The sequence below is a fragment of the Streptosporangium album genome, from assembly GCF_014203795.1.
Lineage (GTDB): Bacteria > Actinomycetota > Actinomycetes > Streptosporangiales > Streptosporangiaceae > Streptosporangium > Streptosporangium album.
This window is the reverse complement of sequence record NZ_JACHJU010000001.1, coordinates 282,673-304,848: the sequence shown is the minus strand read 5'-3', so window position 1 is coordinate 304,848 and position 22,176 is coordinate 282,673. Positions and strand designations below refer to the sequence as shown.

General features: G+C 67.8%; 19 protein-coding genes and 1 pseudogene. 16 read left to right on the top strand and 4 right to left on the bottom strand.

Annotated elements, in window-relative coordinates; all coding sequences use genetic code 11:
- Positions 1 to 48: 48 nt before the first annotated feature.
- Positions 49 to 555, bottom strand: a complete 507-nt coding sequence (locus FHR32_RS01320) for a DUF1707 SHOCT-like domain-containing protein (protein ID WP_184752225.1) — start codon at positions 553 to 555, stop codon at positions 49 to 51.
- 7 nt (positions 556 to 562) lie between these two features.
- Complete coding sequence (locus FHR32_RS01315; protein WP_184752223.1) at positions 563 to 1,315, bottom strand: PadR family transcriptional regulator; 753 nt, start codon at positions 1,313 to 1,315, stop codon at positions 563 to 565.
- Positions 1,316 to 1,440: 125 nt separating this feature from the next.
- On the opposite strand from FHR32_RS01315, the pseudogene FHR32_RS47100 reads away from it, so the two are divergent.
- The 7 genes and pseudogenes from FHR32_RS47100 to FHR32_RS01280 all read left to right on the top strand — a co-directional run.
- Positions 1,441 to 1,671, top strand: a pseudogene (locus FHR32_RS47100) (MFS transporter); the annotation flags it as partial.
- A 100-nt stretch (positions 1,672 to 1,771) separates the two neighbouring features.
- Complete coding sequence (locus FHR32_RS01305) at positions 1,772 to 2,173, top strand: hypothetical protein (RefSeq protein WP_184752219.1); 402 nt, start codon at positions 1,772 to 1,774, stop codon at positions 2,171 to 2,173.
- 271 nt (positions 2,174 to 2,444) lie between these two features.
- On the top strand, positions 2,445 to 3,173 hold the full coding sequence (locus tag FHR32_RS01300; RefSeq protein ID WP_184752217.1) for a metal-dependent hydrolase: 729 nt from the start codon (positions 2,445 to 2,447) through the stop codon (positions 3,171 to 3,173).
- Positions 3,174 to 3,360: 187 nt separating this feature from the next.
- A complete protein-coding gene (acnA, locus tag FHR32_RS01295; RefSeq protein WP_184752215.1) occupies positions 3,361 to 6,135 on the top strand; it encodes an aconitate hydratase AcnA in 2,775 nt (924 codons plus the stop codon).
- 238 nt (positions 6,136 to 6,373) lie between these two features.
- The gene (locus tag FHR32_RS01290; protein ID WP_184752212.1) at positions 6,374 to 6,976 is read left to right on the top strand and encodes a TetR/AcrR family transcriptional regulator; all 603 of its coding nucleotides are present in this window, start codon (positions 6,374 to 6,376) and stop codon (positions 6,974 to 6,976) included.
- A 675-nt stretch (positions 6,977 to 7,651) separates the two neighbouring features.
- Positions 7,652 to 8,200, top strand: a complete 549-nt coding sequence (locus tag FHR32_RS01285; protein WP_184752210.1) for an RNA polymerase sigma factor — start codon at positions 7,652 to 7,654, stop codon at positions 8,198 to 8,200.
- Positions 8,197 to 9,060: a hypothetical protein gene (locus FHR32_RS01280; RefSeq protein WP_184752208.1), complete on the top strand. Its 864-nt coding sequence runs from the start codon at positions 8,197 to 8,199 to the stop codon at positions 9,058 to 9,060. Before FHR32_RS01285 ends, FHR32_RS01280 begins: the two co-directional genes overlap by 4 nt.
- 534 nt (positions 9,061 to 9,594) lie before the next feature.
- Here FHR32_RS01280 and FHR32_RS46525 read toward each other — a convergent pair.
- Positions 9,595 to 9,843 carry a hypothetical protein gene (locus FHR32_RS46525; protein ID WP_312882670.1) on the bottom strand — a complete coding sequence of 83 codons (249 nt, stop codon included), beginning with the start codon at positions 9,841 to 9,843 and terminating at the stop codon, positions 9,595 to 9,597.
- On the opposite strand from FHR32_RS46525, the gene FHR32_RS01275 reads away from it, so the two are divergent.
- The 9 genes from FHR32_RS01275 (at position 9,749) to FHR32_RS01235 (ending at position 21,331) form a co-directional block, all read left to right on the top strand.
- The gene (locus FHR32_RS01275) at positions 9,749 to 10,444 is read left to right on the top strand and encodes a TnsA-like heteromeric transposase endonuclease subunit (protein ID WP_312882632.1); all 696 of its coding nucleotides are present in this window, start codon (positions 9,749 to 9,751) and stop codon (positions 10,442 to 10,444) included. The genes FHR32_RS46525 and FHR32_RS01275 overlap by 95 nt on opposite strands.
- The gene (locus tag FHR32_RS01270; RefSeq protein WP_184752204.1) at positions 10,441 to 12,666 is read left to right on the top strand and encodes a transposase; all 2,226 of its coding nucleotides are present in this window, start codon (positions 10,441 to 10,443) and stop codon (positions 12,664 to 12,666) included. The genes FHR32_RS01275 and FHR32_RS01270 overlap by 4 nt, the downstream gene beginning before the upstream one ends.
- Positions 12,667 to 12,677: 11 nt before the next feature.
- Positions 12,678 to 13,820, top strand: a complete 1,143-nt coding sequence (locus FHR32_RS01265) for an ATP-binding protein (RefSeq protein WP_184752201.1) — start codon at positions 12,678 to 12,680, stop codon at positions 13,818 to 13,820.
- 90 nt (positions 13,821 to 13,910) lie between these two features.
- Positions 13,911 to 15,167, top strand: coding sequence for an IS256 family transposase (locus FHR32_RS01260; RefSeq protein WP_184752199.1), 1,257 nt, complete (start codon positions 13,911 to 13,913; stop codon positions 15,165 to 15,167).
- 199 nt (positions 15,168 to 15,366) lie between these two features.
- Positions 15,367 to 16,638 (top strand): TniQ family protein, encoded by a 1,272-nt coding sequence (locus FHR32_RS01255; RefSeq protein ID WP_312881832.1) that lies wholly within the window; start codon positions 15,367 to 15,369, stop codon positions 16,636 to 16,638.
- Positions 16,639 to 16,904: 266 nt separating this feature from the next.
- Positions 16,905 to 18,023, top strand: a complete 1,119-nt coding sequence (locus tag FHR32_RS01250) for a sugar ABC transporter substrate-binding protein (RefSeq protein WP_184752195.1) — start codon at positions 16,905 to 16,907, stop codon at positions 18,021 to 18,023.
- A gap of 61 nt (positions 18,024 to 18,084) precedes the next feature.
- The gene (locus FHR32_RS01245; protein WP_184752193.1) at positions 18,085 to 18,849 is read left to right on the top strand and encodes an ATP-binding cassette domain-containing protein; all 765 of its coding nucleotides are present in this window, start codon (positions 18,085 to 18,087) and stop codon (positions 18,847 to 18,849) included.
- A complete protein-coding gene (locus FHR32_RS01240) occupies positions 18,846 to 20,093 on the top strand; it encodes a sugar ABC transporter permease (RefSeq protein ID WP_184752191.1) in 1,248 nt (415 codons plus the stop codon). Before FHR32_RS01245 ends, FHR32_RS01240 begins: the two co-directional genes overlap by 4 nt.
- A 35-nt stretch (positions 20,094 to 20,128) precedes the next feature.
- On the top strand, positions 20,129 to 21,331 hold the full coding sequence (locus FHR32_RS01235; RefSeq protein WP_184752189.1) for an ROK family transcriptional regulator: 1,203 nt from the start codon (positions 20,129 to 20,131) through the stop codon (positions 21,329 to 21,331).
- A gap of 189 nt (positions 21,332 to 21,520) precedes the next feature.
- Here the strand turns inward: FHR32_RS01235 and FHR32_RS01230 are convergent, their stop codons facing one another.
- The gene (locus tag FHR32_RS01230; protein ID WP_184752187.1) at positions 21,521 to 22,003 is read right to left on the bottom strand and encodes a hypothetical protein; all 483 of its coding nucleotides are present in this window, start codon (positions 22,001 to 22,003) and stop codon (positions 21,521 to 21,523) included.
- Positions 22,004 to 22,176 lie beyond the last annotated feature (173 nt).

Here is a 22,176-nt window from a genome sequence, read left to right as displayed (position 1 = left end):
GCTGGACCGGATCGCGGGGGAGATGCGGAGACTGCGGGAATCCCTTCTCTAGCCTCTGTACCGGGGGGAGTGTCCTCGCCTGTGGCGGAGCACGCCCACCACGCCCATCACCAGCCAGGCCAGGAAGACGAACTTGAGCGCCCCGAACCCGGCGATCGCCACCGTGGCGACCAGGGCCAGGAGAACCAGCGGGAAGCCCGGCGGCCCGCCCCGGCGGCCCATTCCGTGGTGGTGCCAGGACGCGGGGTGGGCGCCCATCCGGATCCGGCCGTATCCGCGACGGCCGTGGCCCCCGTGCCACTCGCCGGCCCAGCCATGTGCCCGGCCCCGCGGGCCGTGTGCGTCGCCGTCGTCCTGGGGGCCGGAGCCGTACAGGTCGGGAAGGTCCGCGGCGGCCAGAGCCAGATCGCGGCCGGTGCGCGCGGACAGGGTCCGTTCGATGCGCTCGTCGAGCTCCTCGTGGGTCAGGCGGCCCTGCGCGTAGTGCTCACGCAGGGCCGTCATGGCCGCCTCGCGCTCGGCGTCTCCGATGCGGAGATCCTCTCGGGACGTCATCGAAGGTTCACTCCTCGCCGGGGTCGCCGTCTGCCAGGACCTGGTACAACTTACGGCGCGTCTCGACCAGGATCTGCTTGCCCTGGCGGATCTGCTCGTCGCTGCCGGTCTGCAGGATCTGCAGCATGGCGAATCCCGACTGGCGGGCCAGGTTCATCAGCTCCCAGGTGCTGTCGTCGACGTCGGGCGTCATCTCCTCCCACGGGGCGCGCATCTCGTCGGCGTGCGCGGCCACGTAGGTCTGGCCCGCCTCGGTGAGCCGGAAGGACTTGCGGCCGTCGCTCTCCTCCGACAGGACCAGGCCCTCGTCGGTGAGCTGCTGCAGCGCCGGATAGACCGCACCGGGACTGGGCTTCCAGCCTCCCTCGCTGCGCCGGTCGATCTCCTGGATGATCTGGTAGCCGTTACGCGGCTCCTCGGAGAGCAGCGCGAGGATCGCGGCGCGGACGTCGCCCCGCTTCGCCTTGCGCCCCCGGCCGAACGGCGGTCGCCCGCCGAACGGGCCGCCTCGCCCCGGGCCGCCTCTGCCGAAGTCCCACGGGAAGGCGCCGCCGGGGAAGGGGCCACGGCGCCCCCGCTGCCGGTGCTCGTGCGGACCCCACCCGTGGTGCGGGCCGGGCTCGCCGTGGTGGGGGCCGTCCTGCTGCCAGCCGGCGGCCATGGTCCGCCAGGTCTCCCTGGCGGCGCGCTTCATCTCGTGCCGGATCTCGGCGGGGACGGCCCCTGCCCACCGGCCGCCCATCGCGTGTGCGGACGTCATGATTCCTCCTTGGTCGCGGTCATCTTTAGATCGCTCTCGATGCTTCAAAGATATATCGAGAACATTCTAACGACAAGCCTATGGGGTGATATTTGGGGTTTTGGCTGGCCTCGCTCCACGCGGGGGTGTTCGTCGACCGCCACGACCGCCGGCGGCTGGCGGCCGCGGCGAACCTGGTCAGGCTCGTGGTCGCGCTGGGTCTGCTGGCGGCAGTCGCCGCCGGCGCGCTCTCGCTGCCGCTGCTCTACCTGGCGGGCGTGTCCGTCGGTTTGGCGGAGGTGGTGGCGAACTCCGCGGTCGGAGCCCTGGTCCCGGCGGCCGTGCCGACGGATCGGCTCGGCCGGGTCAACGCCTGGATCGCCGGCGCCGAGACCGTGGCCAACGAGTTCGCCGGTCCGGCCATCGGCGGCCTGCTGGAGTGCGTGGCCGGCGCTCCTGCCCTCCTACGCCGTCCAGGTGCTCCATCTCGATCCGGCCGGGTACGGCCTGCCGCTCAGCTCGATCGGCGTGGGAGGACTGCTCGGCGCCGTGCTCGTCACCGCGGTCAACCGCCTGCTGGGCGTGCGCTGGGTGCTCTTCGCCGATCTCGTCGGCACGGCCGTCATGATGGTCGTCCCGGCCGTGTTCCCCGAGGCCTGGGCGGTCGGCGCGGCCGCCAGGCTGCTGAGCTGGGGGACCCTTCCGGTCGGCGCGGGGCTGGCCGGCCTGCTGGCCGAGGTGATGGGGCTGACAGGGGCCTTCGCGGTCTTCGCGGTACTGGCCGTTCTGCCTGTCGTACCGTTCCTGATGACGGTGACTGAGCGTGAGATCGTCGTCGCGCAAAGAAAAAGTGAGATAGATCACGCAATTCTCGGCTGATTTCGGAACAAGCATTGAGACCTGCACGTTACAAAGGACATAGACGGGATTCGTTCCGTGCCGGAAGGGCTGGGGGGTGCTTTCGGTGCGGAACGGTCCCGTCTGTCGTTTCTGCGACATGCGGGCCCCGTCCCGTGACCCAGAAGTCACCATGTGCCGGATTGATCTCACCGTCTCGACGCGCCGATGATGCAAGGTGGCACGGTCCTCCGCTTGAAGCGGGCTTTGCCGTACAGTCACCTGAGGTGATCTTGACGGGGGTGTTTGGCGGATGATGGGGCATACGCACGCGCTGACGGGGGCGATCGCCTGGCTGGGGGTCGCGCCGACACTGGCCGCTCTGCCGCTGCTCACCGAGTCCACCAGGTTCGCCGAGACCGGTGTCATGGCGAACGCGCTCACCCCGGCCGAGTTCGTCGCCGGGGCGCTGATCTGCTCCGGGGCCGCCATGCTGCCGGACCTGGACCACCCCAGCGCGACGATCGCCCAGACCTTCGGTCCGGTCACCTGGGGGCTGAGCAAGGCCGTCGCCTGGCTGAGTGGCGGTCACCGCAACGCCACCCATTCCCTCCTCTTCGCGGCCGGCGCCGGATTCGGCGCCCACTACCTGGCCAACACCTACCCGATCGGCCGCGACATCCTGGTCGTGCTGCTCATCGGCCTGGCGCTCCGGTCGATCGGGATCGGCATCCCGGGCAAGAAGTTCGCCTCCGCGGTGGTCAACATCGGTCTGACGGTCGGACTGTTCGCGATGTTCCGCAGCGACAACGTGGGCTATGCCTGGCTGGGGCTGGCGGTCGCGGTCGGGTGCCTGACGCACGTCACGGGGGACTGCTGTACGGAGAAGGGCTGTCCGGTGCTGTGGCCGATGAGGCAGCGCTGGGTGCTGCCGTGGAAGATCGGGATCAAGACGGGCCGCGCCTTCGAGCAGAAGTTCCTCGCCCCCGCCCTCTCCGTCGTCGTCCTCGGGCTGCTGTACTTCCGTCTCGCCCCCCTCTGAACCTACTGGCAGGTAACTTGATGTCGAGATATCTCTGGGGATATCTTGATGTCGAGACATCCACTGCAACCCCGAGGGCCGGGTTAGGCATACCTAACTGACATGGGCACTCCGAGGGTGCGGCAGGATTTCATATGCGCCCTTTATGGTGGCGCGCCGGACAACTGGGTGATGAGGGAGGCCAATCGTGTCCGCGAACAGCTTCGGCAGCCGTGACACGCTCCGCGTCGGTGACGCGGGATACGAGATCTACCGGCTGGACGCCGTCGAGGGGGCGGGACGCCTCCCGTACAGCCTGAAGATCCTTCTGGAGAACCTGCTCCGCACCGAGGACGGCGCGAACATCACCGCCGACCACATCCGCGCGCTCGCCCAGTGGGATCCCACCGCCGCACCGAGCGTGGAGATCCAGTTCACCCCGGCCCGCGTGATCATGCAGGACTTCACCGGGGTCCCCTGCGTCGTGGACCTGGCCACCATGCGTGAGGCCGTCCGCGACCTCGGCGGCGACCCCGCCAGGATCAACCCGCTCGCGCCGGCCGAGATGGTCATCGACCACTCCGTCATCGTCGACTTCTTCGGCGGCCAGGACTCCTTCCGGCGCAACGTCGAGCGGGAGTACGAGCGCAACCACGAGCGCTACCAGTTCCTGCGCTGGGGCCAGACCGCCTTCGACGAGTTCAAGGTCGTCCCGCCGGGCACCGGCATCGTGCATCAGGTCAACATCGAGCACCTGGCCCGCGTCGTCATGATCCGCGACGGCAAGGCGTACCCCGACACCTGCGTCGGCACCGACTCCCACACGACCATGGAGAACGGCATCGGCGTTCTCGGCTGGGGCGTCGGCGGCATCGAGGCCGAGGCCGCGATGCTCGGCCAGCCGATCTCCATGCTGATCCCGCGGGTGGTCGGCTTCAAGCTGACCGGCAAGCTCCCGGCCGGCGCCACCGCGACCGACCTGGTGCTCACGATCACCGAGATGCTGCGCAAGCACGGCGTCGTCGGCAAGTTCGTCGAGTTCTACGGTGAGGGCGTCTCCAGCGTGCCGCTGGCCAACCGGGCCACGATCGGCAACATGAGCCCCGAGTTCGGCTCCACCTGTGCGATCTTCCCGATCGACGGCCAGACGATCGACTACCTCACGCTGACCGGCCGCTCCGCCGAGCAGGTCGCGCTGGTCGAGGCCTACGCCAAGGCCCAGGGCCTGTGGCTGGACCCCGCGGCCGACGAGCCGGTCTTCTCCGAGTACATCGAGCTGGACCTGGCCACGGTCGTCCCGTCCATCGCCGGTCCCAAGCGCCCGCAGGACCGCATCGCGCTGTCCGAGGCCAAGAGCGCCTGGCGCGCGGCCGTCAAGGACTACGCCGCCCCGACCATCCTGAGCCCGGGTGACGAGGCCTCCGACGAGTCCTTCCCGGCCTCCGACTCCCCGGCGATCTCCCACGACAGCAACGGCGACAAGCCGCACGCCGCCGGTCACAACGGCGACCGCCCGCGGAGGCCGGTCCAGGTCGCCCTGGCCGACGGCACGAGCTTCGAGATCGACCACGGCGTGGTGACCATCGCGGCCATCACCAGCTGCACCAACACCTCCAACCCGTACGTCATGATGGGCGCCGCGCTGCTCGCCAGGAACGCGGTCGAGAAGGGCCTGACCCGCAAGCCGTGGGTCAAGACCTCCCTCGCTCCGGGCTCGCAGGTCGTCACCGGCTACTTCGAGCGCTCCGGCCTCCAGCCGTACCTCGACAAGGTCGGCTTCAACCTGGTCGGCTACGGCTGCACCACCTGCATCGGCAACTCCGGCCCGCTGCAGGAGGAGATCTCCGCCGCGATCCAGGAGAACGACCTCGCGGTCACCGCGGTGCTGTCGGGCAACCGCAACTTCGAGGGCCGGATCAACCCCGACGTCAAGATGAACTACCTGGCGTCCCCGCCGCTGGTCGTCGCCTACGCCCTCGCGGGCACCATGGACCTCGACCTGAACACCGAGCCGCTGGGTGTCGGCTCGGACGGCGAGCCGGTGTTCCTCGCCGACATCTGGCCCTCGCCGGAGGAGGTCTCGGCGGTCGTCGCCTCCTCGATCGACCAGGACATGTTCCTCAAGGACTACGCCGACGTCTTCAAGGGCGACGAGACGTGGCGCTCGCTGCCGATCCCGACCGGCGACACCTTCGAGTGGGACCCGGCCTCGACCTACGTCCGCAAGGCCCCCTACTTCGACGGCATGCCCGCCTCCCCGGAGCCGGTGACGGACATCTCCGGCGCGCGGGTGCTGGCCAAGCTGAGCGACTCGGTCACCACCGACCACATCTCCCCGGCCGGTGCCATCAAGGTCGGCACCCCTGCCGCGGAGTACCTGCGCGAGAACGGTGTCGAGGTCAAGGACTTCAACTCCTACGGCTCCCGCCGGGGCAACCACGAGGTCATGATCCGCGGTACCTTCGCCAACATCCGGCTGAGGAACCTGCTGCTCGACGGCGTGGAGGGCGGCTACACCCGCGACTTCACCCGCGAGGGCGGACCCCAGTCCTTCATCTACGACGCCTCCGCCAACTACCAGGCCGCGGGCACCCCGCTCGTCGTCCTGGCGGGCAAGGAGTACGGCTCGGGCTCCTCGCGTGACTGGGCGGCCAAGGGCACCGCGCTGCTCGGCGTCCGCGCGGTGATCGCCGAGTCCTACGAGCGCATCCACCGCTCCAACCTGATCGGCATGGGCGTGCTGCCGCTGCAGTTCCCCGAGGGGGAGACGGCGGAGTCGCTGGGCCTGACCGGTGAGGAGACCTTCGACATCACCGGGGTCGAGGCGCTCAACGAGGGCGGCGTCCCGCAGACCGTGACGGTCAGGGCCGATGACAAGGAATTCCAGGCGGTCGTGCGCATCGACACCCCAGGAGAGGCGGACTACTACCGCCACGGCGGCATCATGCAGTACGTCCTGCGCTCCCTGCTCGCCAAGAGCTGAGCCAGGGGGGCGGGGCCGTACATGAGCCCCGCCCGCAAAGGGGGGAAGCCCCGAACGAGAACCGCCCGGCGGCACATCATCCCGCCGGGCGGTTCTCGTGTTCCGGCCACGGCCCGGGTCCGCGCCCGACCCGATCAGCACGGGTGCGGCGGCGAACGCGACCATCCCCGCAATATCTGCGCCACTCAGTGGCAAAAGGCACCAAAGTGCATCCGCCCCTGAGGGGTACGATGACATCATGACCATGCCGCTCCGTGAGCGCAAGAAGCTCCGCACCCGCAAGGCGTTGACGGACACGGCCCTGCGGTTGTTCACCGAGAAGGGCTACGACGCGACGACGCTGGACGAGCTGGTCGACGCGGTGGAGGTGTCCAAGCGCACGTTCTTCCGCAACTTCTCCTCCAAGGAGGACGTCGCGCTGGCCGCCGACACCGAGCTGTGGTCGACATGGCTGCGGGAGGTGGACGCGCACGAGTTCCACGGACCGGTGCTGGTCTGCCTGCGCCGGACGCTCGACGTGAGCCTCGCCGACATGGACGACGACTGGGAGCGGCGTTTCATGGCCGCCCGCGCGCTCAGCGTGAAGGTGCCGTCGGTGCAGGCGCACAGCCTGCGCTACTGCAACGAGACCACCGAGGCCGCCGTCGAGCGGGTCGGTGCGCGTGTCGGGCTCGTCGGAGACGTACGGCTCCGCCTCGCGGTGGAGGTCATGATCGCGTCCTGGCGGTGCGCCGCTCTGGACTGGACCGCGACGGGAGGCGCGGGCGGGCGCGAAGGGCTCGGCCGCCTGCTCGACGAGACGTTCGCCGCCATACCCGACAGCATCGCCCTGTCGGTCTGAGGGCCCGCCCGCCCGGTCTTCGGCGCGCCCGGCCTCTGGGGCCCGCCCATGCCTTGGCGTCCGGCCTCACCCTCCCGCGTGCCGCCGATCCTGCGGACGGGGGCATCCCGGGAACCGCAAACCCCATGCCGGTCGCGGTGTCGGCCGTTCCGTCGATCGCTGTGACTTTCCTTGATAGTTGACACCTGGTAGATCCGCCAACCAGCGGTGATGGTGCAGGCGAGCCAGAATAGTTGTCACTGAATGCTCAGGATGGTTGTCACTGGGTTGCTCTACGCAACGGTGATTGCATCGATCAGAAGCAGCAACGCTTGTTCACGAGTTAGAGCAATGCCAGCGGCTCAACGGGGCCGGGAATGTCGATGAGATTCAGCAACAGTGCAGAGATCCTCGGCGCAGCCTCATGACCCCTTTGCCCTGAGTGTGTGAGGGCGGGCTGCCTGGACAGCCCCGCCCTCGTTCACACTTCAGCACCTCAGATGAACGCAGTCCGCGTCGATGTTCTTCTCGCCGTAACGGTGCGTACGCGCGGCTGCTGACCTTTCGGGCTCTGACCCGCTCGTGATGAAGTGGTGGCAGAGCGTGAGTCGTATTGGCCTGTAATTCTGCGGTCGCTCGCGGACACGTAGGGATTGAAACCCCCTGAGCGTTCGAAAGGTCTAACGAGGATGACGCGTGGATGAAACAGACAACCGGTCTCGGTTCGAGGCCGTGTACCGGCGAACGTACGAGCAGATCCTCGGTTACGCCATGCGGCGCTGTTCCTGCGCCGAGGACGCGGCCGATGTCGTGGCTGAGACCTATGTGATCGCCTGGCGGCGGATGGATGAGCTCCCGCACGGCGAGGCCGGCAGGCTCTGGTTGTACGGCGTGGCCCGGCGGGTCCTGGCCAACCACCGTCGTGGCGAGCGACGCAGAGCCACCCGGCACGCCGAGCTCACGGCCAAGACCGAGCTGCTCTACCCTCCGGCCTTCCCCCTGAGCGGGCCTGACGAGGTGGGCCAGGCCATGGACACGCTTTCGGACGATGATCGCGAGCTGCTGACCCTGGCCGTCTGGGAGGATCTCGACCCCGGACAGATCGCCGAGGTGCTGGGCTGCTCACGAACCGCCGCCCGCACTCGCCTGCACCGGGCCCGCAAGCGCTTCACCAAGGCCCTGCAGCAGATCCGCCCATCGGCCTGTCTCGAAACGCGGCCTCTCGTCGAGAAGGAGTCACGATGAACAATCAGATCCTCAAGAACCGGGCAAAGGTGCTGGACGAGGACCTGGCCGGCCGGGCGTTCTCCGCTGAGGCGGACGCGCTGCTGGCGGAGATCGTCCTGCTGGAGCAGGCTCCGGCCCAGCGACGACGCATGCCCTCTCCTCGCCGCGTCCTGCTCGGCGTGGCCGCGAGCGCCGTCCTGGCGGGAGCCCTGGTCGTCGGGCCGTCCCTGTTCAGGGCGTCCGAGCAGGTGTACGCCAGTCAGGCCGTGACGATCGACCGCGACGGCGACGAGTACGCCTTCTACATCACCGACGGCGATCCCGACCCCGCCGAGCTGGAGAAGGCTTTCCGCAAGGTCGGCCTGGACAACATCACGGTGAAGCTGATCCCCGTCTCGCCGCAGCAGCGATCCCCCGTCGTCGGAGTCGACCTCGACAAGGCCGGCTCCGGTGCTCAGGCGTCAGTCACCGTGTCCGACTGCGCCGAGCGCGTCGAAGGATGTCTGACGGCCTTCCGCATCACCGCCGACCTCAAGGGGCCCGCGCAATTACGCCTGGGCCACCCGGCGAAGCCCGGCGAGAAATACGCCTACCCCGCCGACGCGAGCTGGCCGGGCGAGGCGCTGGCCGGAGTGACGCTCCAGGGCCGATCCGCAGGCGAGGCGGCCCGCGTCGTGCGCGAACACGACCTGAAGGTGGCCTACGAGCTCGACTGGCCACTGAGGAGTGGAGAGCGAGGCTTCCAGAGCGAGGAGAACGTGCCAGCTTCCCGCATCGATCCCAGCTGGGCGGTCGCGTCGGCTAAAACCTACAACGACGGCGTGATCATCCTGCACGTCGTGCCAGGCCCGGCCGCGACCCGGCCGCCTGGCTTCTGACCGATGCAAGATCGATAAGCATACGCGGCCCCCGACGTCCCCGACGAGAGGGCCCTCGGGGGCCGCGTCCAAGGCCTCCCCGTCGTTGTTGTCCCGCGCTGGCCTGCTCGGCCTTTGAGCGGGTCCGTGCCAGCCGCGTCGGCCGCGGGGTCGGTTTTTACGCAGTTCGGGCCAGGCCGACGCGGAAGCCTTGGTCACGGTGAGGTAGGACACAGAGTGCTAGCGCATCACGGCGCGGATCGACATCCCACCTCGCATATCGCGTCGGATCGCCGCGTAAAGCTCTGTCTTGGACTGCGACAGCATCGGGTCCCCTTTGCGGCGAGCAGCACTTTGATGCTCTCATCGCCAGGGCCAGGGTGTTGCCAGAACTCATCGACACGACATCGCTGTGATCAGGGGTGTTGCCGAGTTTCATCGACAAACGTTCCTCCTTCACACGAACAGAACCACAACGGAGTTGTCACCAGTTTGTGTGATGGATTCGCTGCTCTAAGTAGTTCTTCTATGTTTGCCTGGTGAGGTGCCGGAGGATTACCGAGTCGCGCGAGGTGCGGTGCCGGCTACGGGGGCCGGAGGGCTGCTGTGGTCCCATCGCTGTGCTTGGAACGAGCTGCTGGTGCCGTTCTCGTGCGAGGCGTCGAAGCCGATGTTGGAGCTGAGCGAGGGCTGGACCAGCCGCTGGACGGTGACGTGGAAGACGGCCGACGGTGAGGTGACGTGTCCGGTGCGGGACCTGGCGGGGGCACCGGTCTCGTGGTTTGGTTCGGTACGGACGTTCACATGGAGACGGAGCCAACGGCACCGGCCAGGGTTGCAGTATCTGGTGTCGACGGGACGGCATCATGGGTTCGAGAGCCTGGAAGAGGCCCGGCTGCTGATGGTGTTGGACTTCGCCGCCGCGGTGGTCGATGTCCTTGCGCAGCCGGTGAGGTTGAAGTTCGCGACGTCATCGGGATGGCGGAAACACATACCTGACTTCCTGGCGGTCACGCGCCGTGGGGTCTGGTTGATCGATGTGCGACCGCGTGCACTCCTTGATGAGCAGACCCGGATCTCCTTCGCTGCGGCTGCGGAGGCTGCGTTGGCGGCCGGATGGCACTACGTGGTTGTCGCTGGGTGGCGCGCCCATGTGGAGACGACGTTGGGAACGTTGTCCTCGCAGCGCCGTCCGTTGAGTGACCCGCTGGGGCTACGGCCTGGCCTGTTGGAAGCGGCAGCCGACGGCGGAGCGACTTTCGGCGAACTGGCCGAACGCAGCGATGTTCCGGCGGTGGCCCGCGCCCAGCTGCTACATCTTCTCTGGCACCGTCGGCTGGGCATCGATCTGGCAGAGCCGCTGACTGATCGGTCGACCGTGGTCCTTCAGGGGGACCTGCGGTGACCGGACTGGCGGAAGTGTTGGATCTTTCGGCTGGTGTCGAGCTGATCCTGGACGGCGAGCCGTGGAAAGTTGAGCTTCGCGAACCGCATCTGGGGCGAGTCCAGCTCGTTGCCGCGGATGGGACCCGGCAACGGGTCAGTTTTGCGTTCCTGGCCAACCATCCCAGCTGCCGTCCTTCCTCGCGCACCGAGGCCTCGGGGGCGGCACGGGGTCGACAACCGCCAGCGGCCGGGGACTTGCCGCCGGACAAACTCCGCCTGGCCCAGCTGCGGATGGCACACCTGCTGGAGGTGGCCACTGGGTTCCGCAGCGGAGATCCGGGCCGGCCAGGCCCTGGGGAGCCCAAACCGTGTTATGACCCGGACCGCACGACGTTATCTGAGCGGCGGCTGGCCAAGGTCGCGGAGCTGGCGGTGTTGGATCGGCAAGAGGCCGGCCTGCTTGGGCTGGCGAAGGTCGGCTATCGGACCTTGATTCGGTGGGAGCAGGGCCGTCGCCGATCGGGTCTGATCGGCTGCGCTGATGAGCGGTGGTTGCGGCAGTCGGGCGGGCACCCGAGCGTTGGCGAACAGGTCCGTGAGGCGATCTTGGCGGTTCGAGCCGAGACGTTGCACCGGTCGCGGATCAGCATGCGCAGCCGCGAAACCATGATCCACCAGTACGTGCGGGAGATGTTCGGGCCGGAGGTTGTCGTCCCGTCCTACAACACGCTGCGGCGGGTCTGGCGGGAGTGGTTCGGCTCTGGCGGCGGCCGTCAGCGGTATGTCCGCAGCGCTCAGCTGCCGACGCCGGGCGGCCATGTGCTGATCGACCGGCCGGGCCAGGTCGTCGCGCTCGACACCACGGTGCTGCCGGTGATGGTTCGCGAGAGCGTGTTCGCGGACCCGACCACGGTTCATCTCACACTCGCGTTGGATGTTTATACGCATTCGCTCTGCGCGTTCCGGCTGACGCTGGTCTCCGATACCTCGGTCGACGTCGCGATGGTGCTGCGCGATGTGATGTTGCCGCTGCCGATGCGCCCCGAGTGGGGGCCAGAGCTGGAGTGGCCTTACCCGGGCCTGCCGGCCGCGGTGGTCGCCGAGTTCGCCGGTCATAAGGTCGCTGGTCTGCCGTTCTTCTCCCCGGAGACGGTTACCACCGATCACGGGTCGGTCTATAAGAACCACCACCTGGTCGAGGTCCAGCGGGTGCTCGGTTGCAACATCCTGCCCGCCCGGGTGCTGCGGCCGACCGACAAGCACGCAGTCGAACGCGTTTTCGGCGCGATCCGGTCGCTGCTGTTCGAGCGGCTCCCCGGCTACAGCGGCATCGACATCGCCGATCGGGGCGCCGATCCTGAGGGTGACGCGGTGTTGACGGTCGCGGAGATGGAACACCTGATCGCAACGTGGATCGTGGCGCTCTGGCAGAACCGCAGGCTCGGCGAGTACGCACCGGCTTGGGATCCGGGCGGTGACCACAGCCCCAATTCACTGTTCGCGGCATCGTTCCAGCAGGCCGGGTTCGCTCTGCAGATTCCCGCGCCGGAGCTCTACTACCAGCTGCTTCCCGCGCATCATGTCGGCATCCACGGGGACCGCGGGGTGAAGATCGCCGGGCTTTGGTATGACGGTGATGCTCTGGATCCCTATCGGAGTGAGTTGTCCTCACGCGGCGGGCGGCACAAAGGCCGCTGGCGGATCCACCGCGAGCCGCGTGACCGCCGCACCGTGTTCTTCCAAGATCCCCTCACCCATGAGTGGCACCCGCTGCGCTGGACGGGGCTGCCGCCCGAAGGGCAGGTTCCGGCGTTCGGGGACCAGCGCGTCGAGGAACTCCTGACCGTCGTTCGCAAGGCCGGGCTGCGACCGCGCAGCGACGCCGAACTGCTGCCATTGCTCCTCGAACTGCTCAGCGCCCGGATCCCGGTCGAGCAGTGGCCGACGCAGCTGAGCAAGACTGAACGGATCGGGCATTCCCGGGAGGAGAACAGAGCCGAGTCCGCAGCCGAGGACCGGCCCGCTGACAGGCACCACCCGGCCCAAGACCTGCAGGCGCCTCGTCCAATTCAGGCGGTCCGAGCGCTGGATGCCGAACGCCGGCACCGGCGCGAACAAGCTCAAGGCCCAGGACAACCGCGAGTGCCGCCACCGTTGGGCGCCGCTTACCGGCGCGGCAATCTGTTCGCCCTCCCCGACCCGGAAGACCCACCACAGGCAGCGACATCAGGCGACGACTGAGCAGAAAGAGGATGCACGAAGTGGTGGACGATCCCGCAGCACAGGAGGGTCGCCCGGCGTCGTTCACGCTGCCCGGCGCGCCGATCGACCGGGAAACCATTCAAGGCTGGCAGCACTTTCGTCTCACCCGGGGAAGCTTCGTTCCTGCACCACGTCTGGACCTGGCCGCCCATCGGGCGCAAGGACCACGAGGTCAGGCTCTACACGATCTGCACCGGGCAGCCACTCATGCGAACCTGCGACTGCAGGAAACTCCGATGAGCCTGAAGGTCACCACCATCATGCGCTCACGGATCCAGAGCAACGCGCTGAAAACCAAGCCCACCACCCGCGCCGGGCTGATGATCAACGGTGGTGGCTACCAGGGCAAGACCGAGACAGTCTGCGAGGCAGCGGCGGCGTTCGAGGACTTCTGGCGGCTCCTACACCAGCAGCTCAACCCGGACGCCATCCTCGGGACCCGAGATCTTTGGGCACCGGTCGCCTACGTCCAGACCCCGGTCACCGCGACACCCAAGAGCCTCTGCGAGGCGATCTTGAGTTTCTATGGCCACCCGCTGGGCTATCGGGCGACCCTGCCTCAGCTAATCCGCTCAGTCCGAGATTCGCTCCGTGACCACGGCACCCGCGTCTTGATCATCGATGACATCACCCGGCTCAAGATGCACCGCGAAGCCGACCAAGACACCCTGGACCTGCTACGGAGTCTGATGAGCATGCAAGTCACCCTGATCTTGATCGGGGTCGGGATCCGCACCTCCGGCCTGCTGGGTGAAGGCCGTCACGATCTGCGCACCGGCCAGTGGGTCTTTACCGGCCGGCGGCACACGAAGAAGAACGGCAACGACGAAGCCGCCACCCAGACCCAGCGCCGGTTCGACTTGATCGATCTCGACCCGTTCGACTACAGCACCCCCGAGACCATCAACGCCTGGCTGGCGCACCTGGCCGGCATCGAAGACCAGTTGCGGCTCTTTCGCGCCCCACCCAGCATGCTCACCACCGGCAAGATGCCCGAATACCTCTTCGCCCGAACCGCCGGGATTGTCGGCCTGCTGGAACGGCTCATCGAGGATGGGTGCACCGCGGCCATCGGCACCGGCCGGGAACTCCTCGACGTTCACGTCCAGGGAGATGGTGTGCGGGTGATCTAGGCCTGGCGTTGGCACGGGTGAGATCCATGTGACAAGAGACGGCCACTCCGTAATCCTTCGATTCGCTCATATCAACACGAAGGGGACGAAGTGGCCGTCAATGACATTGTGCCCGCTGCCGGGGAGTACTTGGAAGACACCCTGGCCGCGGCGAGTCCGGACCTGCTGCGCACGATGATCCGGGAGTTCGCGCAGCGGATGATGGATGCCGAGGTCGAGCAGCTGTGCGGCGCCGGCTACGGCGAGATCAGCAGCGAGCGGGTCAACACCCGCAACGGCTACCGTACGCGGCCGTGGGACACCCGGGCCGGGAGCATCGAACTGGCCGTGCCCCGGCTACGACAGGGCTCCTACTTCCCGGACTTCCTGCTGGACAAGCGACGCCGGGCCGAGCGGGCGCTCACCTCGGTGGTGGCGACTTCCTACCTGCTCGGGGTGTCGACGCGGCGGGTGGAGAAGCTGGCCGAGGCGATGGGCATCACCTCGTTGTCGAAGTCGCAGGTCTCGGCGATGGCCGCCGAACTCGACGGCATGGTGGAGCAGTTCCGGTCCCGGCCGCTGGACGCCGGCCCGTACACCTTCGTCTGGATCGATGCCCTCACGCAGAAGGTCCGCGAAGGCGGCCGGACGGTGACCGTGCACGCCCTGGTCGCCACCGGTGTCAACGCCGACGGCCTGCGCGAGATCCTCGGCCTGGACGTCGTCTCCAGCGAGGACGGCGCGGGTTGGCCGGCGTTCCTGCGCGGCCTGGTCGCCCGCGGCCTGTCCGGCGTGCTGATGGTGACCTCCGACTGCCACGCCGGGCTGCGCGACGCGATCGCCTCCACTTTGCCGGGCGCATCCTGGCAGAGGTGTCGAACCCACTACGCGCGAAACTTGATCACGCGCGTTCCGAAGTCGGCCCAGCCATGGGTGGCCACCATGCTGCGCACCATCTTCGAGCAGCCTGACGCCGAGTCGGTCTATGCCCAGCATCGTCATGTCGTGCAGGTACTGGAGGCCAAGTACCCGAAGGCGGCCGAGCATCTGGACGAGGCCCGCGAGGACATCTTGGCCTTCGCCGCCTTCCCCAAAGCCGTCTGGCGTCAGACGTGGAGCAACAACCCTCAGGAGCGCCTGAACAAGGAGATCAGGAGGCGGACCGACGTCGTCGGTATCTTCCCCAACCGCGACTCGATCGTCCGGCTCGTCGGCGCGGTACTGGCCGAGCAGAACGACGAGTGGACCGAACAGCGCCGCTATATGGGGCTGGAGGTCCTCGCCGAGTGTCGCAAGAACACCGATTCACCCGATTCTAAAAATAAGACAAACGATGCTAAAGTGACTATTGAGGCGATTGCTTCCTAATAGTCACCGATTACGGGTGGCCTTCTCAAACACCACCTCCCTGGACGCGGCCTCCTCGACATCGACTTGCTCGATACCATTGACATCGATTTAGGCAACGACCTCAGCCGCGATCCCGCCGCCGGAGAGACCCCCAACATCCCAGCCGACAAGCCGAGCAGGACGACACAACGCCCACCCGGCCGCAACCGTGTCTTCGATGATCGCGGACCCGCCGCGAATGAGACCGCGAGCTGAACCGATGCCAGAGCCTCTGCCCAGAAGCCTGGATCCGCTGCCAGACGAATCTCTCACCGGATTCATGCTCAGGTTGGCTCACCGGCTGAACATCAGTCCCGGCTATCTCGCTTTCCTCACCGGGCTAGTCGACGCCTCCCATCGCCGTCCTCCCAGAGTTCTCTCGACCCAGCTGGTGATCGACCTGAAGGACCATCTCCAGCCCTTCGCCACGGCAACCCGCCTCACTCCACAGGAAGCCGCGAACCTCTGCGTTGGCCAACTCGGCATCTTCAACACCCTGCAGCACGGCCCTCCGGAGATACGGCCAGAGCCGACCCCTCTCGCCCAGTTGTCCTTCCACCACCGATGGTTGTTCCACAGCGAACCCCGATACTGCCCGCAATGCCTGGCCGGTGACGGCAGCCCCTTGCAGAACGAACATGGCGGACCCTGGCGAAGACATTGGTATCTCCCGATGGTCTTCGCCTGTCCCATCCACCAGCGTCTGCTCCGCCACGCCTGCCCCGCGGGCAGCAACCATGAAATCCACGCGGCCCCGATGGATCGTTCAGCGGTCGGCAGCCTCAGCGATCCGCGTCCCCATCCCACCCAGTGTCGGCACCTCACCGGGCAAAAACCCTCAGGAGGCCGTAGAGCGTTCTGCGGAGTTCAGCTCGCCGACCCCTCACCCGACCATCAGCCAGCCGATGAAGTCCCGGAGCTTCTCCGACTTCAAAACAGCCTGATCACCAACATGAACCGGCCCCCGGGAGATCCGCTCCGGGTTGCAGGAACTCCCATCATGAACCACCAGTACTTCACGGATCTCGGCATCATCGCGGCCCTGGTCCTGCTCTCATGGCCTGCTTCCGAAGGGCTCTGCGCCTCACCTACCCTGGCCGCAGCCATCGATGAAGAAGCACGCCTGCGACTGCACATGAGCCGGACTCGTCAAACCCACCATCATCAAAACCAGTTCCGAGTCTCACAGCCCTGGGCCGCCGCCCCAGCAGACGCCCGCACCTGCGCCGCGATCTTGAGCATCGCCTGGAAGGTCCTCAAGAAACCGACCTCGGGCGGCCTTCAAAGGGCCCTGGCCCCCCTGCTGATTCAAGCTGACCGAACCAACGGGCGAGCCACAAACGCGATCCGCAGCAACCCCAGACGATCAAGGGCCCTCGCAGTCGCTATGCGCAAACCCTGGAGCGGCCTCCGTCATGGGCCACGGCTCAACTCGGCCCCAGGTTGGTGACAGCAACCGTGGCGAAGTGACAACTATCTCGGCGAGTCACAATCGCGCGGAGCGCGGTCGGTTAAGTCTGCGTTTCTGGATTGTTACCGGCCACAACAAACTTTACCTATCCAAGGTCTGGTGTTCCTGGCCAACGGCGGAATACGTTGCGGCAAACAACATTCAACGGAACGGTGAGCCGGAACCCGGACGGCCGTACCCGCGAGCTCGGCATGCCCCCATCTCGGATCTATACCCCCATCTCCCCCAGAAAGGACCCGTGCACCATGCGCAAGGGGATCCTCAGCTTGACCGCCGCCGCCGCGGCCATGACCCTCGGTCTCACCGCCTGCGGTGGTGAAAGCGACACCACCACCGCCGCCCAGAACAGCACCGCTCCCGCGGCGAGCCAGGCCGTGGCCGGCAAGGTCGGCGTCATCCTGCCGGACAGCAAGTCCTCGGCCCGCTGGGAGACCGCGGACCGCAAGTATCTGGAGGAGGCGTTCAAGGCCGCGGGCGTCGCCTACGACATCCAGAACGCCCAGGGCGACAAGACCCAGTTCCAGACCATCGCCGACCAGATGATCACCAATGGCGCGACCGTGCTGATGATCGTCAACCTGGACAGCGGGACCGGCAAGGCCGTACTCGACAAGGCCAAGTCCCAGGGCGTGGCCACGATCGACTACGATCGGCTGACCCTGAACGGCGGCGCCTCCTACTACGTCAGCTTCGACAACACCAAGGTCGGCACCCTGCAGGGCGAGGGCCTGGTCAAGTGCCTGACCGACAAGAAGGCCGACAAGCCGATCATCGCCGAGCTCAACGGCTCGCCCACCGACAACAACGCCACGCTGTTCAAGAACGGCTACGACGGCGTGCTCAAGGCCAAGTACGACTCCAAGGACTACGTCAAGGGTCCGGACCAGTCGGTGCCGGACTGGGACAACGCGCAGGCGGGCACGATCTTCGAGCAGATGCTCACCGAGCAGCCGAAGATCGCCGGTGTGCTGGCCGCCAACGACGGCCTCGGCAACGCCGCCATCACCGTGCTGAAGAAGAACAACCTCAACGGCAAGGTCCCGGTCACCGGCCAGGACGCCACCGTGCAGGGTCTGCAGAACATCCTCGCCGGTGACCAGTGCATGACGGTCTACAAGGCGATCAAGAAGGAGGCCGACGCGGCCTCCCAGCTCGCCATCGCCCTCGCCAAGGGCGAGAAGCCCGCGGCGACCGGTTCGGTCAAGGACACCGAGAGCAACGCGGACGTCCCCGCCGTCCTGCTCGACCCGCAGGCCATCTACGTCGACAACGTCAAGGACGTCGTGGCCGACGGTTACGTGAGCAAGGACGAGCTGTGCACCGGTGACTTCGCCGCCAAGTGCACCGAGGCCGGAATCCAGTAACGCGCCGGGGGCACGGCCGGCGGACCTCCGCCGGCCGTACCCCCGCATCGAGGAGCCCCACATGAACCCCGTACTGGAACTCCGTGGGATCGACAAGAGCTTCGGTCCCGTGCAGGTTCTGCACGACGTCGACTTCTCCGTCTACCCCGGAGAGGTCACCGCGCTGGTCGGCGACAACGGCGCGGGCAAGTCCACCCTCGTCAAGTGCGTCGGCGGTATCCACCCGATCGACGCGGGCGAGTATCTCTTCGATGGCAGACCCGTCCAGATCCACAGCCCGCGCGACGCGGGCGAGCTGGGCATCGAGATCGTCTACCAGGACCTCGCGCTCTGCGACAACCTCGACATCGTCCAGAACATGTTCCTCGGCCGCGAGAAGAAGCGCGGCGTCGTGCTCGACGAGGACACGATGGAGGAGATGGCGGCCAAGACCCTGGAGAGCCTGTCGGTCAGGACCGTCAAGTCCATCCGCCAGCACGTCGCCAGCCTCTCCGGCGGCCAGCGGCAGACCGTGGCCATCGCCAAGGCCGTGCTCTGGAACAGCAAGGTCGTCATCCTCGACGAGCCCACCGCCGCGCTCGGCGTGGCCCAGACGGCGCAGGTGCTGGAGCTGGTCCGCCGCCTGGCCGACCAGGGCCTGGCCGTCGTGCTCATCTCACACAACATGAACGACGTGTTCGCCGTGTCCGACCGGATCGCAGCGCTCTACCTCGGCCGGATGGCGGCCCAGGTGAAGACCGCCGACGTCACCCACGCGCAGGTCGTCGAACTGATCACCTCTGGCCGGAGCGGCGACCTCGGCCTCACCAACGGAGTCACGGTATGACCGCCACGATTTCCCCGGAGCGCGCGTCCGAGGCACCCTCCATCAGCTCCAACGTCCGCGGCTACGCCGAGCGGGTCCGCGGTGGCGAGATGGGCGCGCTGCCCGCCGTGTTCGGTCTCGTCGTGCTCTGCACGGTCTTCGCCATCCTGCGTCCCTCCTTCCTCACCGCGGGCAACTTCGCCAACCTGCTCACCCAGGGCGCCGCGGTCACCGTGATCGCCATGGGCCTGGTCTTCGTGCTGCTCCTCGGCGAGATCGACCTGTCGGCGGGCTTCGCCAGCGGCGTCTGCGCCTCGATCCTCGCGATCATGCTCACCAACCAGGGCCTTCCCTGGTACGTGGCGGTGCTGGTGGCCATCCTGGCCGGTGTGGTGATCGGCGCCACGCTCGGCTCCATCGTCACCAAACTCGGCATCCCCTCCTTCGTGGTGACCCTCGCCGCCTTCCTGGCCTTCCAGGGGCTCGTCCTGCTGCTGATCCAGGGCGGCACCATCATCGCCATCCGCGACCAGACGATCCTCGCGGTCGCCAACAAGAACCTCCCGCCCATGCTGGGCTGGGCGCTGCTGGCCGTCGGAGTCGTCGCCTACGCCGCGCTGCAACTGCTGCGGGCGCGAAAGAGGGCCGCCCGGGGCCTGACCTCCGACCCGATCTCGCTGATCGCGGTCCGGGTGGGCGCCCTGGCGGTGCTCGGCGGGCTCGCCGTCTACTTCCTCAACGTGGAGCGGAGCCGCAACGCGGCGATCGTCTCGCTCGCCGGCGTGCCGATCGTGGTGCCGATCATCGTGGTGCTCCTGCTGGTCTGGACGTTCGTGCTCCGCCGTACCGCGTTCGGGCGACACCTCTACGCGGTCGGCGGCAACGCCGAGGCCGCCCGCCGGGCGGGCATCAACGTCGACCGGATGAAGATCAGCGCGTTTGTGATCTGTTCCTCCATGGCCGCCGTCGGCGGCATCATCGCGGCCTCCCGGGCCAGCTCGGTCGACCCCAACACCGGCGGCAGCAACGTGCTGCTGTACGCGGTGGGCGCCGCCGTGATCGGCGGGACCAGCCTGTTCGGCGGCAAGGGCCGGGTGCTGGACGCCATCCTCGGCGGCACCGTGGTCGCGGTGATCGAGAACGGCATGGGTCTGATGGGCTACAGCTCCGGGGTGAAGTTCATGGTTACCGGGTCGGTTCTGCTGCTGGCCGCAGGGGTGGACGCACTGTCCCGCAAGCGGGCGGCCGCCACTGGTCTAAGGTGATCAGCGACCCCGACCCCTCGAAGGAAACCCAAGCGATGCGGGCTGGCCCCTCCCAGGAGGAGATCAGGCGCCACAACCTCGGCGCCCTGCTCAGGCATGTGCACCTCAGCGGTCCGACCTCGCGCGCGGAACTCACCAACCGGATGGGGCTCAACCGCAGCACCATCATGGCCCTCACCGCCGATCTGACGGCCGCCGGCCTGGTCCGGGAGGAGCTCCCCAGGGAGACCGGCAGGGCCGGACGCCCGTCCCTCGTGGTCCGCCCGGAGTCGGCGCGGGTCTACGTGTTCGCCCTCGACGTGGGCGTCGACCGGCTGGTCGCCGCCCGCGTCGGCCTGGGCGGCACGATCCTCGACCGGCGCGAGACGATACGGCGCCGCGGTCCCTTCACCCTGGACGAGATAGTCGGCCCGCTCGCCGGGTTCGCCCGGCAGATGCATCGCAAGACCCGGCCCGACACGGTGTGCGTCGGGGTGGCCGCGGCCTTCTCCGGGGGAGTGGGCCGCGGCGACGGGATCATCAGATTCGGGCCCAACATGGGCTCGATAGACGTGCCGTTCGCCGAGGAGATGACCCGCAGGCTGGCGCTCGGCCTACCGGTGACGGTGGGCAACGACGCCAACCTCGCCGCCCTCGCCGAGCACACCCGGGGCGTCGGCGTCGGCTGCCGCGACCTCATATACCTCCACGGCGACGTCGGCATCGGCGGCGGTGTGATCGTCAACGGTCAGCTGCTCGGCGGCCACCGGGGTTTCGGCGGCGAGGTCGGGCACATGGTCGTCAACCCCAAGGGCCGGCCCTGTGGCTGCGGCTCACTCGGCTGCCTGGAGGCCGAGGCGGGGGAGCGGGCCGTGCTGGAGGCCGCGGGCCGCCTCGGTCCCGAGATGGGCCGTGACGCCGTCCGGGCCGTGGTCGACGCCGCCGACCGCGGCGACATCGTCGCGCAGGCGGCGCTGAGCCGCGTCGGCGACTGGCTCGGCCTGGGCGTCGCCAACCTCGTCAACGTCTTCAACCCCGAGATGGTCATCTTCGGCGGCATGCTCCGCGAGGTCTACCTCGGGTCCGCCGCCCAGGTCCGCAGCCGCCTCGCCGTCGACGCGCTCCCCCCCTCGCGCGAAAGCCTCCGCCTGCGCACCTCGGCCCTCGGCGACGACGCCACCCTCGTCGGCGCCGCCGAACTCGCCTTCGCCCAGGTCCTCGCCGACCCCCTGGAAGTTCTCGTCCGCGCGGGTTCCTGATCTTCTCGTTCCGTACGGCGCAGGCCGCACCCGCCCCCCGCCGGCGGTCCGGTGGACCTCGTAGAGGTTCGTCGGGGTCCGCGGTGGTGTTGTGCGGGGCCGTTCTCCCCCGCGGTGCGGAGACCCCGGTCCGGAGAGAAGGAGGGGCCGCCGGCTCCGATCCCAGGGGCGGCCGGCGGCCCTCGGGGTTCACTTGATCAGGCCGGCCACCAGGTTGCGCAGCTCGACGTGACCGGCCTTGAGCCCGGCCACGTCGTCCTCGATCCGCTTCATCGACGTCTCCAGGTTCCCGGCGGACCGCTTGACCGAGGACATGTCCGCCCGGAGCTCGTCCTGACCGGCCTCCAGTTTCCCGGTGGTGATCCGGAGCTGGGCGACACTCACCCTGAGCTCCTGGGTGGTGGTGCGGAGCTCGTCCTGTCCCGCGCGGAGTTCGTCCTGTCCCGCGCGGAGCTCGTCCTGACCCTTGCGGAGCTCCGTCACCTCCGTCCGGAGCCCCGTCATCTCCGTCCGGAGCCCCGTCACCTCCGTCCGGAGCTCCGATGTCGCCGTGCGCAGATCGCCGAGCACCTCGAACATCGCCGACGTCATCGTCCTGTTCTCCTCGGTGCGTATGTTGAGCACTGCCACATCGGTCTCCAGGACCCGCATGCGTACCTCTGTGGTGTCCAACGCGTTCCTCTCCTCGCCGTCGAACAAAGGGGGACCCGACCTGGTGTTGTGGAGTGAAGGGCACACAGGTGGCATGACCACATTACGCAGAGTGCGCTGTCCGTCGCCACCCGTGTCGCGCCTGGAGCGGCCGTCGTCTCCGCGACCGGGGTGACAGACCTCGTCCCGGGAGG